Raw genomic sequence first — 13901 nt, 5'->3', positions numbered from 1 at the left:
CCCGGGCCCGGCAGGGCCCGACCCGATGCCGGTCCGGGTCTCGACCGCGCCCCGCGCTCCGAAAGCCCGCCGGGACCTGCCGCCCGCCTGCCGCCCGCCTGCCGCCCGCCTGCCTGCCGCCTGCCTGCCGATTGCCCGCCCGGCGCATCCCGGCGATGATCACCGCCGCGACGGGACTGCGGTCGGGAGGCTGGGGAGAGAGCGATGAGAACCCGTGACCGGTCCGTCCGGCTGGCGATCCTCGTCGGCGGCCTGTCCATGGCCGCCGGGCCCGGGCAGGCCGAGACGATCGACGTGACCTTCGCCTGCCCGGACGGACAGGCTCTGGCCGTCACGTTCGTGAACGCCGCGGGACCCGACAGGGCGGTCGTCCGGCCGGCGAACGGCGCCGCCGTCACCCTGCCCGTGCAGATCAGCGGGTCGGGGTACCGCTACGCCGACGCCACGCACGAGCTGCGGGGCAAGGGGCGGTCGGTCACGTGGACCGACGGGGCCGCCAAGCCCGTCACCTGCACCGACCCGACACCGCCCGACGCCAGATCCCGCTAGGACACCGGGGGGCCGGGCAAGAGATCGGGACCGGCCCCGGGACCGGCCCCGGGACCGGCCCCGGGACCGGCCCCGGACGCGGATGCCTCGGTTCCGGCCACGACTCTTGTCACGGCCCGGCCGGGGCCTGATGTTGGCCGCCGGCGAAGCGGAGCGGTGGTCCATGGCTGTCGTGCGGCGGATCGGCCTCGTGGTCTGTCCCGATTTCGATTTCATGGCCCTGGCGGTGACCTCGCCGTTCGTGCTGGCCAACAAGTACGCGGGCGCGCCGGTCTACGACGTCCGCCTGCTCGCCGAGCAGGGCGGCCGGGTGCGCGCGGGGCTGGGGCCCGACATCGCCACCGAGCCCCTCGGCGCGCCGGATGCCTTCGACACGATCCTGGTCGCGGCCGGGATCGGGCTCCCGGAGACGACGCCGGGCCTCGCCCGCTACCTCCGGGCGGCGGCCCGGGCGACGCGGCGGGTCGCGGGGCTGTGCATGGGGGCCTTCGTCCTGGCCGATGCCGGCCTGCTCGACGGGCGCCGCGCCACGACCCACTGGAACCACGCCTCCCAGTTCCGCGCGCGCTATCCCGCGACCCGGCTCGACATCGACAAGATCTACATCGCCGACGACAACCTCTGGACCTCGGCGGGCATGTCGGCGGCGATCGACCTCGCCGTCGCCATGGTGGAGCGCGATCTCGGCCGCGACATCGCCACCCGCGTCGCCCGCGGGCTGGTGATGGAGCGCCGCCGGGCCGGCGGTCAGGCGCAGCACTCGGCGCTGCTGGAGGTGGACGCGCCCACCGACCGGATCCAGAGCGTCCTCGCCCACGCGCGCCGGAACCTGCGGCTGCCGCTCACCACCGAGGACCTCGCCGCCGTGGCCTGCCTCAGCCCGCGCCAGTTCACCCGGCTGTTCCGGGCCGAGACCGGAACCTCGCCCGCCAAGGCCATCGAGACGCTGCGCGTCGAGGCCGCCAAGCTGATGCTGGAGGAGAGCCGCCTGCCCATCGAGGCGATCGCCCGGGAGGCCGGCTTCGCCAACCGCGAGCGGATGCGCCGCGCGTTCCTCCGGGTCCACGGCGCGGTGCCGCGGGTGATCCGCCGGGCGGCCGGGCCCCTCGCGGTCGCCTGAGCGCACCCGGCGACGGCCGGGCATGGCCGGATAAGGCCTGACATGGCCGGAAACGTGGCTTCTACGGCGTAGGCCGCCCTGCGCGGCGACCGTAAGCATGGCCGGGGGGCTCAGCCGATCCTCGGAGGCAAGCGGCCATGGTGAACCTGACGATCAACGGCCGGCCGCACGCGGTCGAGGCCGAGCCCGACACGCCGCTGCTCTTCGTCCTGCGCGACACGCTCGGGATGACCGGCACCAAGTACGGCTGCGGCATCGCCCAGTGCGGGGCCTGCACGGTGCTCCTCGACGGGCAGGCGACGCGCTCCTGCCAGGTGCCGCTGGAGAGCGTCGGCGATCAGGCCGTGACCACCATCGAGGCGATCGAGCAGGATTCCGTCGGCCGGAAGGTCGTCGAGGCCTGGGTCTCCGTGCAGGTGCCCCAGTGCGGCTACTGCCAGTCGGGTCAGGTCATGGCCGCCACGGCCCTCCTCAAGCAGACGCCCAAGCCCACCGAGTCCGAGATCGCCGAGGCGATGACCAACCTGTGCCGCTGCGGGACCTACAACGCCATCGCCGCCGCCGTGCGGCAGGCCGCCGCCTGAGGAGGCCGCCATGGACCAGCTCCGCGATCGCGCCCAGCACGACATGGCCCGCGTCGATCCCGGCCCCGGCGGCCAGACCGCCCGGCCGGCCCCCTCCCGCCGCGGCGTCCTCGCGGCGGCCGGCGGTGCCCTGGTGCTCAGCGCCGTCCTGCCGGTGCGCGCCGCCCGGGCGGAGGCGCAGGGCCCCGCGGAGGGCGCGGGCGCCCTCGCGCCCAAGCCCGGCACCCGGGTCGCGGCCTTCCTGGAGATCCACCCGGACGGGACCATCAAGCTGCTGAGCCCCTTCGTGGAGGGCGGCCAGGGCATCGCCACCGGCCTGGCGCAGATCGTCGGCGAGGAGCTCGACGTGCCGCCGTCCCGCTTCGTGGTGGAGTGCGCGCCGCCCGGTCCCGACTACGCCGTCGTCAACGGCATTCGCATGACCGGCGGCAGCTTCTCGACCCGGTCGAGCTACGACGTCATGCGGCGCCTCGGCGCCACCGCCCGCGACCTCATGATCCGCGCCGCCGCGGCCCGGCTCAAGGTCCGGGAGGGCGAACTCACCACCCGGGACGGGGTCGTGCTGCACGCGGCCTCGAACACGGCGCTCTCCTACGGCGCCCTGGCGTCCGACGCGCTGGCGCTGAGGCCGAACGAGGGCGTCGCCCTGCGCGACCCGCGGACCTTCCGCTACATCCGCCAGCCGGTCCCGCGGATCGACGTGCGGGACAAGTCGACCGGACGGGCGATCTACGCGATCGACCAGAAGGTCGACGGCATGCTCTACGCCGCCGTGCAGCACGCGCCGCGGCTCGGGACCGAGCCGGAGCGCCTGACGAACGAGGCCGAGGTCGGGGCGATGCCGGGCGTGCACGCGGTGCACCGCCTGCCGGGGGCCGTGGCGGTCACGGCCGACAGCTGGTGGCGCGCCCGCAAGGCCGTCGAGGCGCTGCAGGTGACGTGGTCGGCCGGCAAGGCCAGCGGCCTCGACACGGTGGCGGCCGACTTCTCCTCCGCCGGCATGCTCGCCGCGCTGAAGGCCTCGGCGGATCCGGGCCACGTCGCCGAGGCCGAGGGCGACGTGGACGGCGCCTTCGCCGAGGCCGCCAAGGTGGTCGAGGCGGAGTACGAGGCGCCCTACCTCGCCCATGCCCAGCTCGAGCCGCCCTCGGCGATCGCGCGCTTCAACGGCGACGGCACCCTCGACGTCTGGCTGCCGAACCAGATGCCGGAGGTGTTCCAGGCGGTGTCGGCCAAGGTCGCCGGGCTGGAGCCGGCCCGGGTCCGCATCCACTCGCCGATGCTCGGCGGCTTCTTCGGCCGGCACTTCACCTACGAGGCCGGCAACCCGTTCCCGCAGGCGATCCTGCTCGCCAAGGCGACCGGCCGGCCCGTGAAGGTGCTGTGGTCGCGCGAGGAGGAGTTCGCCCGCGACGCGGTCCGGCCCCTGAGCTTCAGCCGGTTCCGGGCGGCCCTCGACGCGGCGGGCCGGCCGACCGCCCTCACGGTGCGCACGGTCGGCGAGGGGCCGATCGGACGCTACTTCAGCATGATGATGCGGACGCCGGTCGACCCGTCCGCGGTCGAGGGTATCGTCGAGAAGCCCTACGCGGTGCCGAACCGGCGCATGACCTTCACGAAGGTCGCCCATCCGGTGAACATCGCGTTCTGGCGCTCCGTCGGCCACTCGATGAACGACGCGTTCTACGAGAGCTTCCTCGACGAGGTCGCGCAGGCCGGCGGGCAGGATCCCTTCGCGCTGCGCGTGGCGCTCCTCAAGGACAGCGCCCGCCACCGCGCCCTGCTGACGGCGGTGGCCGAGATGTCGGGCGGCTGGCGGCGCGGCCCCTACCGCGCCGAGGGCGGCCTGCGCGCCCGCGGCGTCGCGATGGCCTCGCCGTTCGGGTCGGAGACCGCCACCGTCGCGGAGGTCTCCGTCGAGGGCGGTGAGGCCCGCGTGCACAACCTCTGGATCGCGTTCGACCCGGGCAGCATCGTCAACCCGGCGATCGTCAAGGCGCAGGTCGAGTCGGCGGCCGCGCTGGGCCTGTCCTCGGTCCTGTTCGAGCAGATCGTCTACCGGGACGGCGTGCGCCAGTCGCGGAACTACGACACCTACCCGGTCCTGCGCCGGGAGCACATGCCGGCCGTGCACGTGCGCATCGTCGAGAGCGGCGCGCCGATGGGCGGCGTCGGCGAGCCGGGGCTTCCGGGCGTGCCGCCCGCGGTGCTCAACGCCGTCGCGGCGCTGACCGGCCAGCGGATCCGCGCCCTGCCGATGGCCAACACCAAGCTCGGCGCCGCCTGAGCGCCCGGCAGCTCACGACGGGACGACCACGATGACACAGGCTCACGGCAAGGCCCTGGTGACGGGCGCCTCCTCGGGGATCGGCGCGGAGTACGCCGCGCAGCTGGCGGCGCGGGGGCACGACCTCGTCCTCGTGGCGCGCGACGCGGCCCGGCTGTCGGCCCTCGCCGCGCGCCTCGGCGGGGAGGCCGGGGTCGCCGTCGAGGTCCTGCGCGCCGACCTGACCCGGCCGGCGGACGTCGCCGCGGTCGGCGCGCGCCTCGCCGCCGATGACGCGCTGCGCCTGCTGGTGAACTGCGCCGGCCTCGGGCCGATGGGGCCGGTCCTCCCCGGGCCGGCGGGGGGCTACGACCCCATGGTCGCCCTCAACGTGACGGCGCTGCAGCACCTGACGCTGGCGGCGGCCGCCGCCTTCGCGGAGCGCGGCGGCGGCACGATCGTGAACGTGTCGTCGGTGGTCGCCCTGCTGCCCGAGCGCTTCAACGCGGTCTACGCGGCCAGCAAGGCCTACGTGCTGGCCCTCACCCAGGGGCTCGCCGCCGAGCTCGCGCCCCGGGGCGTGCGCCTGCAGGCGGTCCTGCCGGGCATCACCCGCACCGAGCTGTTCGCGCGGGCGGGCGCCGATCTCGACCGGATCCCCGCCGCGATGATCATGGAGGCGCGGGACCTCGTGGCCGCGGCCCTCGCGGGACTCGACGCGGGCGAGCCGGTCACGATCCCGTCCCTGCCCGAGATCGACGACTGGACGGCCTTCGAGGCCGCCCGCCTGCGCCTCGGCCCGAACCTCTCCCGCAGCGCGCCGGCCGCGCGCTACGGCCGCGGCTGAGCGGCCTCCGGCGCGCGCGGCCCGACTTGGGCCGACTTGGGCCGACTTGGACCGACTTGGACCGACCTGGCCCGTCCCCGCCGGACCCGCCAGGAACCACCCGTCCCGGAGATCGCGGCGTCGGCGTCCCGCCGCGGGTCGCCTGCGACGCGGAGATGTCCCTTGCCTGCGCCCATGACCGCACCCATGCCCCCGTCGCGCTTCGACGCCGTTCTCCTCGACCTCGACGGCACCCTCGTCGACAGCCTGGCCGATCTCCGGACGGCCCTGAACGCCACCCTGGCGCGGGAGGGTCTGCCGCCGGTCGGGACGGCCGCGATGCGGGCGATGGTCGGCGACGGCGCGGTGGCGCTGCTGCGGCGCGCCCTGCGGGCCTCGGGCGGCGCTCCGGAGCGGGCGCCGGACCTGCTGCCGGCCTTCCTGGCCGTGTACGAGCCGCTCGCGGCCGCCGGCACCGCCCTGTTCCCCGGCGCCGCCGCGGCGGTCCGCGACCTCCGGGCGGCGGGCTACGCGCTGGCGGTCGTCACCAACAAGCCGGCCCGCGCCACCGGCCTGATCCTCGACGCGGTGGGGCTGGCGCCGCTGATCGACACGGTCGTGGGCGGCGACACGCTGCCCGAGCGCAAGCCCGATCCCGCGCCGCTGCGGGAGGCCCTGCGCCGCCTGCGGGTCGCGCCCGGGCGGGCCGTCATGGTCGGCGACATGCACCACGATATCGCGGCCGCCCGCGCCGCCGGCACCGCCGCCATCCTGGCCCGCTACGGCTACGGGCGCCCCGAAGACGCCGAGGCCGCCGACGCCGTCCTCGACGACATCGGCGGCCTGGGAATGATGATCGGGGCGCTGCCCGCGGGCGGCGCCCCGGTTACCTAGCGGCTTCCCGCGAGGTCGAGGCGGGCGGGGGCGCCCGGCGCCCGGGCTTCCCGCTCGAGGATGGCGCGGGCGCTGTCCGCGAGGACGAGCCAGGCGCCGGCCATGAGCGTGACGTCCTTGAGGACGAGGCGGCCTGCGCCCGACAGGTAGGGGAAGCCGTGCTCGGCGTCGCCGAGCGCCGCCACCCAGGCCTCGGGGGTGGTCACGAGGAACGACAGGGTCACCACCGGCGTCAGGAAGGCCAGCACCGCCCCGGCGAGGCCCAGCCGCCGCGACGCCAGCCCGACGAGGACGAGCAGGCCGATCAGCAGCTCGACTGTGCCGAGGCCGCGGGAGAACGCGTAGGTGTGGTTGGCCGTCTGCCACGCGCGGGCGGCGAGATTCAGCTCGCCCTCGTGGGTGAGGTGCTGGGCGTACTGGTCGGGATGGGCGTAGAAGAACGCCATCACCGGGCTGTTGGCGACGAAGGGCGTGATGCTGTCGGCCTCGTAGGGCACGAACTTGAGCGCGCCGATCCAGAGGAAGATGACCGCGATGGCGACCCGCATGGCCTGGAGGCCGAGGCGGTTCGAGCCCGGCCCGGAGACGAGGCCGAGGACGCGACGAACCTGCGTGTTCATGGCACGATTCCTTGCTCAACCGGATGGGGGAGGGGGCTACGCCTCGGCGGAGGCCGCGAAGGCGTCGAGCGCGCGGGTCGCGTAGACGACCGCGGCACCGGCATTGAGGCTGGTGGCGACCCCGAGGGCCTCGGCCAGCTCGGCCTCGGTGGCGCCGAGCTTGCGGGCGGCGTCGGTGTGGACCGTGATACAGCCGTCGCAGCGCAGGGAGATCGCCACCGCCACCGCGATCAGCTCGCGGGTCTTGGCGTCGAGCTGGCCGGTCTTCTGGCCCGCCGTGCTGAGAGTGCCGTAGCCCCGCACCGTGTCGGGGCTGAGCTTGGCGAAGTGTCCGACGCCGGCGGTGACCTGCTGGCGGTAGGTGTTCCAATCGATCATGTGCATGACGACCTCCTTCGTGATGACGAGGAAGGTAATCAGGGCCGGCCGCGCCCTCGATGACCGCGCGGCGCAGGCTGATGACCGGGCGGATCAACCCGCCTGCGGGGGGGCCTCCGGCTGCCGGGCCTGCCCGGGGCGGATCCCGTACTTGCGCAGGAACGCCCGGCTCAGGGCGGCCGCGGACTGGTAGCCGACCTCCGCGGCGAGACGGTCCAGCGCGACCGTCTCGGTGCGCAGGCGGTGATGGGCGAGCCCGAGCCGCAGGTCGGTGAGGAATTCCAGCGGCGCGACGCCCGCGGCGGCGCGGAAGGCGCGCACGAGGCTCGCCCGCGACGCGGCGGCCGTCGCGGCCAGTTCGTCCAGCGTCCAGGGATGCACCGGATCGCGCACCAGCGCGAGCACCGCCCGGGCGGCGAGCGGCTGGCCCAGGAGGCGCAGCAATCCCTCGGCCGGGCCCGACGCCTCGAGATGCGCGCGCAGCATCATCATGAACAGCGCGCTCGCGAGGTTCTCGGCGACCGCGACCGACCCGGCGCGGAGGTCGTTCAGCTCCGCGCGGATGCCCGCCAGCAGCGGCGCGAAGCGGGTGGCCAGGGGCTCGGCGCCGACGTTCAGGACGAGGAGGTCCGGCAGGGCGGTCACGATCAGGGTCTGGGGCGCCGCCTCGAAGGCCAGGCGGCCGCAGATCAGCTCGACGTCGGGCTCGGCCCCGACGGTGGTCTTGAACCGCAGGGTGTCCGCGTGGCGGACCGCGACGGGCAGGGGCGTCGCCGGCCGCGGCCCCGCGCCGTGGAACAGGTGCGCGTCGCCGCGCGGCAGGAGCAGGATGTCCCCGGCCGCGACCTGCAGGGGCGCGCTCCCGGGCCGCCGCAGCGTGGCGCGGCCGCGCGTGACGAGGTGGAAATAGGCCTGCCGCGCCGGCTCCGTCTCGTGCGCGGCGGCCCAGGCGCCGCCGAACCGGCAGACGTCGTCCAGGTGCGGCCGCACGCGCAGCAGCGGCGCGAGGCCGCTCAGCGGATCGTCGACCCCGGCGGCTCCGGGCGCGCCCGCGCGACGCCTGATCGGTCCGGCCATGCTCCCCCGCGCTCCGGAATGCCCCCGGGCCCGGCATAGGCGCACGCGGCAGCCTCGACCAGAGGTTGTTCGTCCGCCGCGGGATCAGCCCGCCGCGATGGCCCTCTCGACGAAGGCGGTCACGCCCGCGATGTAGCGCTGGATCGGGATCCCGCGCTTCCGGTGCTTGGCCCGCTTCACGTACCAGTCCTGCAGGAGCGGCTTGATCAGCGCGGCGGTGAGATCCACGTCGGCGACCGCGAAGACGCCCGCCGCCGCGCCGCGGGCCAGGACCTCGGCGAAGATGCGCTCCGTGGCGGCCTCGCTCGCCGTCGCCATCGTCCGCGCGGGGGCCGGGAAGCCCTTCGCCTCCATGAAGGCGAAGACGAACCAGGGCTGCATCGCCTCGGTCAGGCGGATATGGGTCTCGATCAGCCAGCGCAGATGCGCGGCCGGATCCGCCGCGAGCCCCGCCGGGGCCTGCCGCAGGACCGCCTCGGCCGTCTCGGCCACCTCGGTGAGGATCATCACCAGGAGCGTGTTCTTGTTGTCGAAGTACGAGTAGAGCCCGCCCATGCTGAGCCCCGAGGCCCGGGCGAGGTCGCGCAGGCTCGTCTCGTGGAAGCCCTGCCGGCTCGACAGCTTCAGCACCGCCTCGATGATCCGCGCGAGGTTGGCGACGGCGACGTGGTCCTTCCGGACGCGGATCCGGTCCCGGTGCCGCGCCAGGATCCGGGCGCAGATCGCCTCGGTCGCGTAGGCGTCTTTCGCCGGCAGGTGCGCCGGCAGGTGCGCCGGCAGGTCGGCCGGGGGGGCGTCTGCGGGGCTCATCGATCCATCGTCGCTCCGTCGTCGTTTCGTCGTCGTTTCGTCGTCGCGCCCGCCCGCCCGCCGTGGCCACGACCGGGAGCGGCGCCCGCGGTCTAGCCCGTTGCCAGGCGCGAATCCAGGCGATAAAAAGCGAGCGCTCGCTCGATTTTTATCGCCTGCACCGACCCAGGAGGTGGGCCCGTGGATTTCACCATCTCCCCGCGCGTCGAGGATTACCGCGCGCGGATCGCGGCCTTCGTGGACGCGCACATCCTGCCGCTGGAGGCCGATCCGGCGGCCTATGACGGCCACGGCAACATCAGCCTCCCCGAGCTGGCCCGGCTGCGCGGCCTCGCCCGCGCCGAGGGCCTGTGGTGCCTGCAGCTGCGGCCCGAGACCGGCGGCGCCGGGCTCGACAAGGTCGGCATGGCGGTCTGCTACGAGGCCATGAACCGCTCGATCTTCGGGCCGGTCGTGTTCAACTCGGCCGCGCCCGACGACGGCAACATGATGGTGCTGGAGAAGGTCGCGACCCCGGACCAGAAGGCGCGCTGGCTCGCGCCGATCGTGGACGGGCGGGTCCGCTCGGCCTTCGCCATGACCGAGCCGCATCCCGGCGGCGGCTCCGATCCCGGCATGATCCAGACCCGGGCCGAGCGGCGGGGCGACGGCTACGTGGTCACCGGCCGCAAGTGGTACATCACCGGCGCCGAGGAGGCCGAGCACTTCATCCTGATGGCGCGCACCTCCGACGACGCGCGCAAAGGGCTGACCGCCTTCCTGTTCCACAGGGACCAGCCCGGCTGGCGGATCCTGCGCCGCATCCCGATCATGGGGCCGGAGGAGCACGGCGGCCATTGCGAGCTGCTGTTCGAGGGCCTGGAGATCCCGGCCGAGAACGTCCTGATGAATGAGGGCGACGGCCTGAAGCTCACCCAGATCCGCCTCGGGCCGGCGCGGCTGACCCACTGCATGCGCTGGCTCGGCCTGTCGAAGCGCTGCGTCGAGATCGCCCGGGCCTACGCGGCCGAGCGGCGCGGCTTCGGGATCCGGCTGGCCGACCGGGAGAGCATCCAGCTGATGCTCGGCGACCTCGCCATGCGGATCGAGATCGGGCGCCTCCTGGTGATGAAGGCCGCCTGGGCCCTCGACCAGGGCAGCTTCGCCCGCAAGGAGGTGTCGATGGCCAAGGTGCACGTGGCCAACCTCCTGCACGCGGCCGCCGACACGGCGATCCAGATCAACGGCGCGCGGGGCTACTCCACCGACACGCCGCTCGAGTGGATCTACCGCTACGCCCGGCAGGCCCGCCTCGTGGACGGGGCCGACGAGGTCCACAAGATGGTCCTGAACCGCAACCTCGAGGCCGAGGGCGACGCCTTCTGGTCGTGGGGCGTCGGGGCCTGAGCGGGGCCGACACCGTCCGTCCGCCGCGCGGGGCGCGTCGGCAGGCCGAGTCAGACAGGGAAGCCGAGAGGAAGCCGAGAGTATGACCGAGGTCGTGATCACAGGCGCGGTGCGCACCGCGATCGGCACGTTCGGCGGCGCGCTGGCCGGCACGCCGCCCTCCGCCCTCGCCGCAAGCTGCGTCGCGGAGGCGCTGCGCCGCGCCGGGACCGCGCCCGAGGCGGTCGGCCACGTGGTCCTCGGCAACGTCATCCCGACCGAGCCCCGGGACGCCTACATCGCCCGCGTCGCGGCGATGGAGGGCGGGATTCCCGCGGAGGTGCCGGCCATGACGGTCAACCGCCTCTGCGGCAGCGGCCTGCAGGCGATCGTCTCGGCCGCGCAGTCCATCCTGCTCGGCGACGCCGAGACGGCCGTGGCCGGCGGCGCCGAGAGCATGAGCCGCGCGCCCCACCTCCTGACCACCGGGCGGACCGGGACGCGCATGGGCGACGCGGTGCTCGTCGACTACATGCTCGGCGCGCTGACCGATCCGTTCGGCAACGGCCACATGGGCGTCACCGCCGAGAACGTGGCCGCGCGCTACGACGTCCCCCGCGACGCGCAGGACGCCTTCGCGGCCGAGAGCCAGGCCCGCGCCGCGCGGGCGATCCGCGAGGGCCGATTCCGGGAGCAGATCCTGCCGGTCGAGGTCCAGCGCCGGCGCGAGACGGTGGCCTTCGACACCGACGAGCACCCGAAGGCCACGAGCGCCGAGGACCTCGCCAAGCTGCGCCCCGCCTTCTCCAAGACCGGCAGCGTCACGGCCGGCAACGCCTCGGGGCTGAACGACGGCGCCGCGGCCCTCGTCCTGTCGAGCGCCGCGCGGGCCGCGCGCGACGGCGCGACGCCCCTCGCCCGGATCGTCGGCTACGCCCACGCCGGCGTGGACCCCTCCGAGATGGGCATGGGCCCGGTGCCGGCGGTGCGGCGGCTGCTGGAGCGGACCGGCCTGCGGGCCGCGGATTTCGACGTCGTCGAGTCGAACGAGGCCTTCGCGGCGCAGGCCTGTGCGGTCTCCCGCGCCCTCGACCTCGATCCCGACCGGGTCAACCCGAACGGCGGCGCCATCGCCCTCGGCCACCCGATCGGCGCCACGGGGGCGATCATCACCGTGAAGGCCCTCTACGAGCTGGCCCGGACCGGCGGCCGCTACGGGCTCGTGACCATGTGCATCGGCGGCGGCCAGGGGATCGCCATGGCCCTCGAGCGCGTCCCGTGACGCGGTCCTGAGGCGCCATGCTGGACGCGGATCAGAGGACGGCGCTCTGCGCCTGGATCGGCCGGACCCTGGACGCCGGGTCGGTCGCGCTCGACGACGCGCGGCCGCTGACCGGCGGCTCGATCCAGGAGAACTGGATGCTGTCGTGCCGGGTCGACGGCGCGCCCCGGGGCTTCGTCCTGCGCAAGGACGCGGCCGCCACCATCGCGTCGAGCCGCTCGCGGGCGGAGGAGTTCCGGATCCTGCGCGCCGCCTTCGCGGCCGGGGTGCGGGTGCCGGAGCCGGTCGGCTTCTGCGCGGATCCGGCGGTGGTCGGGGCGCCCTTCGCGCTGATGGGCCTCGTCTCGGGGGTCGGCCTGGGACCGCGGGTGGTCAAGGACGCGAGCCTCGGCGGCGACCGCGCGGCCCTCGCCGAGCGGCTCGGCCGCGAACTCGCCCGGACGCACGGCATCCTGCGGGCGGACCGCCCGGGAACCGCCCCGGCGGGCGACCTCGCCTTCCTCGGCGCGCCCGAGCCGGAGCCGGCCCTGGCGGAGATCCGCGCGCTCCGGGCCAGTCTCGACGGGATCGGCGCCGCGCGCCCGGCCCTCGAATGGGGCCTGCGCTGGGCCGAGCTCCGCGCGCCGGCCTGTCCCGAGCCGGTCCTGGTCCACCGCGACTTCCGCACCGGCAACTACATGGTCGATGCCGAGGGCCTGACGGCGATCCTCGACTGGGAGTTCGCCGGCTGGGGCGACCCGGTCCAGGATATCGGCTGGTTCTGCGCCGCCTGCTGGCGCTTCGGCCGGCCCGACCTGGAGGCCGGCGGCATCGCCCCGCGGGCCGCCTTCTACCGCGGCTACGAGGCCGAGAGCGGGCGCGCGATCGATCCGGAGGCGGTGCGCTACTGGGAGGTCATGGCGCACCTGCGCTGGGCGGTGATCGCCCTGGAGCAGGGCCACCGCCACGTCTCCGGCCAGGAGACGTCGCTGGAACTGGCGCTGACCGGCCGGATGGTGCCCGAACTCGAGGCCGCGATCCTGCGCGAGACCGCGCCCGAGCGGTGGGGCGCCCGATGAGCGAATCCTTCCCGGACGCGCCTGCCGGCGCCGCCCTCCTGGCGGTCGCCCGGCAGAGCCTCCTCGACGAGGTCGCGCCGGCCCTGTCGGGGCGCCAGCGCTACGTCCTGCTGATGGCCGCCAACGCGATGGGCGTGGTCATGCGGGAGATCGCGCAGGCGGGCGCCGCGGCCGGGGCCTGGGAGCGGGCGCTGGGCGCCGCCACATCGCCGGCCGAGCTGGTCGCGGCGATCCGCGCCGGCCGGCGCGACGGGGACGCGGCGCTCCACGCCGCGCTGGTCGAGACGACGCGGATCGCCGCCGGCATCTGGAAGGCCCCGGGCTAGCGATCCCGGGCTCCAGATCCGGGCGTCAGTAGGTGCGGCCGGTGCCCCGGCGCCGGTCGTAGCGGCGCCCGAGATAGGTGACGAGCTTCGGCACGATGAAGGCCGTCAGGAGCTTGCGCAGCATCGGTGGAGCCTCCGTCAGCGGGCGCGGCGGACGAGCCAGCCCGCCGCGAAGGCGACGGCGGCCAGGCCCAGCAGAGTGTTGGTGCGGTTGGCGTCGGCCGTGCGGATCGCCTGCCGGCCGTGATCGGCGCCGCGGCGGCGCACGTCCCGGGCGCGGTCCCGAACCTCGTCGATCAGGTGGTCGGCCCGTCCGCGGGCGGCCTCGGCCAGATGGCGGCCGTCCTCGGCGAGATCGTCCGCGAGGTCCTCGGCGCGGTCGCGGGCGCGGCCGTAGGCGTACTGCGCGCCGCCGGCCACTTGGTTCACCGCGCCGCGCACCTGGCGGGCCGGGTCGCCGGTCAGGCCGCCCAGGGCGGTCTGGGCGCGGCCCTTGAGGTGGCGGGACGCGCCGCGGATCTGGTCGCGGTTCATGCGATGTCTCCTGTGCGGGATGGACGAGGTCGGCGGCGCCGGACAGGCCCGCGCCGCCGGGCCCGGCTCAGCGCTTGCCGGTGATCTTGTCGGCGAGGGTCTTGGCGCCGTCCTTGACGTCGCCGACGGTCTTCTGCGCCTCGCCCTTCAGCTCCTGCGCCTTGCCCTCGGCCACCAGCCGGTCGTTGCCGGTCGCCTTGCCGGCCGCCTGC

The 13901-nt window shown here is 75.1% G+C and carries 16 protein-coding genes; 10 read left to right on the top strand and 6 right to left on the bottom strand.

The window, feature by feature from the left end; translation table 11 throughout:
* Positions 1-204: 204 nt before the first annotated feature.
* From ACLBXO_RS26845 to gph, 6 genes are all read left to right on the top strand, one after another.
* A complete protein-coding gene (locus ACLBXO_RS26845) occupies positions 205-549 on the top strand; it encodes an MliC family protein (protein ID WP_447687314.1) in 345 nt (114 codons plus the stop codon).
* Between the two features lie 163 nt (positions 550-712).
* Entirely contained in the window at positions 713-1669 is a 957-nt protein-coding gene (locus ACLBXO_RS26840; RefSeq protein ID WP_447687313.1) for a GlxA family transcriptional regulator, read from the top strand.
* A 137-nt stretch (positions 1670-1806) separates the two neighbouring features.
* Positions 1807-2253, top strand: coding sequence for a (2Fe-2S)-binding protein (locus ACLBXO_RS26835; RefSeq protein WP_331316344.1), 447 nt, complete (start codon positions 1807-1809; stop codon positions 2251-2253).
* A 10-nt stretch (positions 2254-2263) separates the two neighbouring features.
* Positions 2264-4540 carry a molybdopterin cofactor-binding domain-containing protein gene (locus ACLBXO_RS26830; protein WP_447687312.1) on the top strand — a complete coding sequence of 759 codons (2277 nt, stop codon included), beginning with the start codon at positions 2264-2266 and terminating at the stop codon, positions 4538-4540.
* Between the two features lie 31 nt (positions 4541-4571).
* Positions 4572-5366, top strand: coding sequence for an SDR family NAD(P)-dependent oxidoreductase (locus ACLBXO_RS26825; RefSeq protein WP_447687311.1), 795 nt, complete (start codon positions 4572-4574; stop codon positions 5364-5366).
* A gap of 186 nt (positions 5367-5552) precedes the next feature.
* Entirely contained in the window at positions 5553-6239 is a 687-nt protein-coding gene (gene gph / locus ACLBXO_RS26820) for a phosphoglycolate phosphatase (protein ID WP_447687310.1), read from the top strand.
* Here the strand turns inward: gph and rclC are convergent.
* The 4 genes from rclC to ACLBXO_RS26800 all read right to left on the bottom strand — a co-directional run bounded on the left by rclC (position 6236) and on the right by ACLBXO_RS26800 (position 9124).
* Complete coding sequence (rclC, locus tag ACLBXO_RS26815) at positions 6236-6859, bottom strand: reactive chlorine resistance membrane protein RclC (protein ID WP_331316348.1); 624 nt, start codon at positions 6857-6859, stop codon at positions 6236-6238. The two genes, gph and rclC, sit on opposite strands and share 4 nt — an antisense overlap.
* Positions 6860-6895: 36 nt before the next feature.
* The gene (locus tag ACLBXO_RS26810) at positions 6896-7243 is read right to left on the bottom strand and encodes a carboxymuconolactone decarboxylase family protein (protein WP_331316350.1); all 348 of its coding nucleotides are present in this window, start codon (positions 7241-7243) and stop codon (positions 6896-6898) included.
* A gap of 87 nt (positions 7244-7330) precedes the next feature.
* Positions 7331-8314, bottom strand: a complete 984-nt coding sequence (locus tag ACLBXO_RS26805; protein WP_447687309.1) for an AraC family transcriptional regulator — start codon at positions 8312-8314, stop codon at positions 7331-7333.
* Between the two features lie 84 nt (positions 8315-8398).
* The gene (locus tag ACLBXO_RS26800) at positions 8399-9124 is read right to left on the bottom strand and encodes a TetR/AcrR family transcriptional regulator (RefSeq protein ID WP_447687308.1); all 726 of its coding nucleotides are present in this window, start codon (positions 9122-9124) and stop codon (positions 8399-8401) included.
* Positions 9125-9304: 180 nt separating this feature from the next.
* Between ACLBXO_RS26800 and ACLBXO_RS26795 the strand changes: the two genes are divergently transcribed.
* The 4 genes from ACLBXO_RS26795 to ACLBXO_RS26780 all read left to right on the top strand — a co-directional run bounded on the left by ACLBXO_RS26795 (position 9305) and on the right by ACLBXO_RS26780 (position 13155).
* Positions 9305-10510: an acyl-CoA dehydrogenase family protein gene (locus ACLBXO_RS26795; RefSeq protein WP_447687307.1), complete on the top strand. Its 1206-nt coding sequence runs from the start codon at positions 9305-9307 to the stop codon at positions 10508-10510.
* 82 nt (positions 10511-10592) lie between these two features.
* Positions 10593-11771, top strand: coding sequence for a beta-ketothiolase BktB (gene bktB, locus ACLBXO_RS26790; RefSeq protein ID WP_447687306.1), 1179 nt, complete (start codon positions 10593-10595; stop codon positions 11769-11771).
* Between the two features lie 17 nt (positions 11772-11788).
* Entirely contained in the window at positions 11789-12829 is a 1041-nt protein-coding gene (locus ACLBXO_RS26785; RefSeq protein WP_447687305.1) for a phosphotransferase family protein, read from the top strand.
* Positions 12826-13155, top strand: a complete 330-nt coding sequence (locus ACLBXO_RS26780; protein ID WP_447687304.1) for a DUF6285 domain-containing protein — start codon at positions 12826-12828, stop codon at positions 13153-13155. The genes ACLBXO_RS26785 and ACLBXO_RS26780 overlap by 4 nt, the downstream gene beginning before the upstream one ends.
* Before the next feature lie 138 nt (positions 13156-13293).
* Here ACLBXO_RS26780 and ACLBXO_RS26775 read toward each other — a convergent pair whose 3' ends face one another.
* Positions 13294-13689: a CsbD family protein gene (locus tag ACLBXO_RS26775; protein ID WP_331316359.1), complete on the bottom strand. Its 396-nt coding sequence runs from the start codon at positions 13687-13689 to the stop codon at positions 13294-13296.
* Positions 13690-13756: 67 nt separating this feature from the next.
* Positions 13757-13901: CsbD family protein (locus ACLBXO_RS26770; RefSeq protein WP_447687333.1), on the bottom strand; the 145-nt coding region annotated here is incomplete at its 5' end.

The organism is Methylobacterium sp. C33D (assembly GCF_053345825.1).
This window is presented reverse-complemented; position numbering and strand designations above follow the sequence as displayed.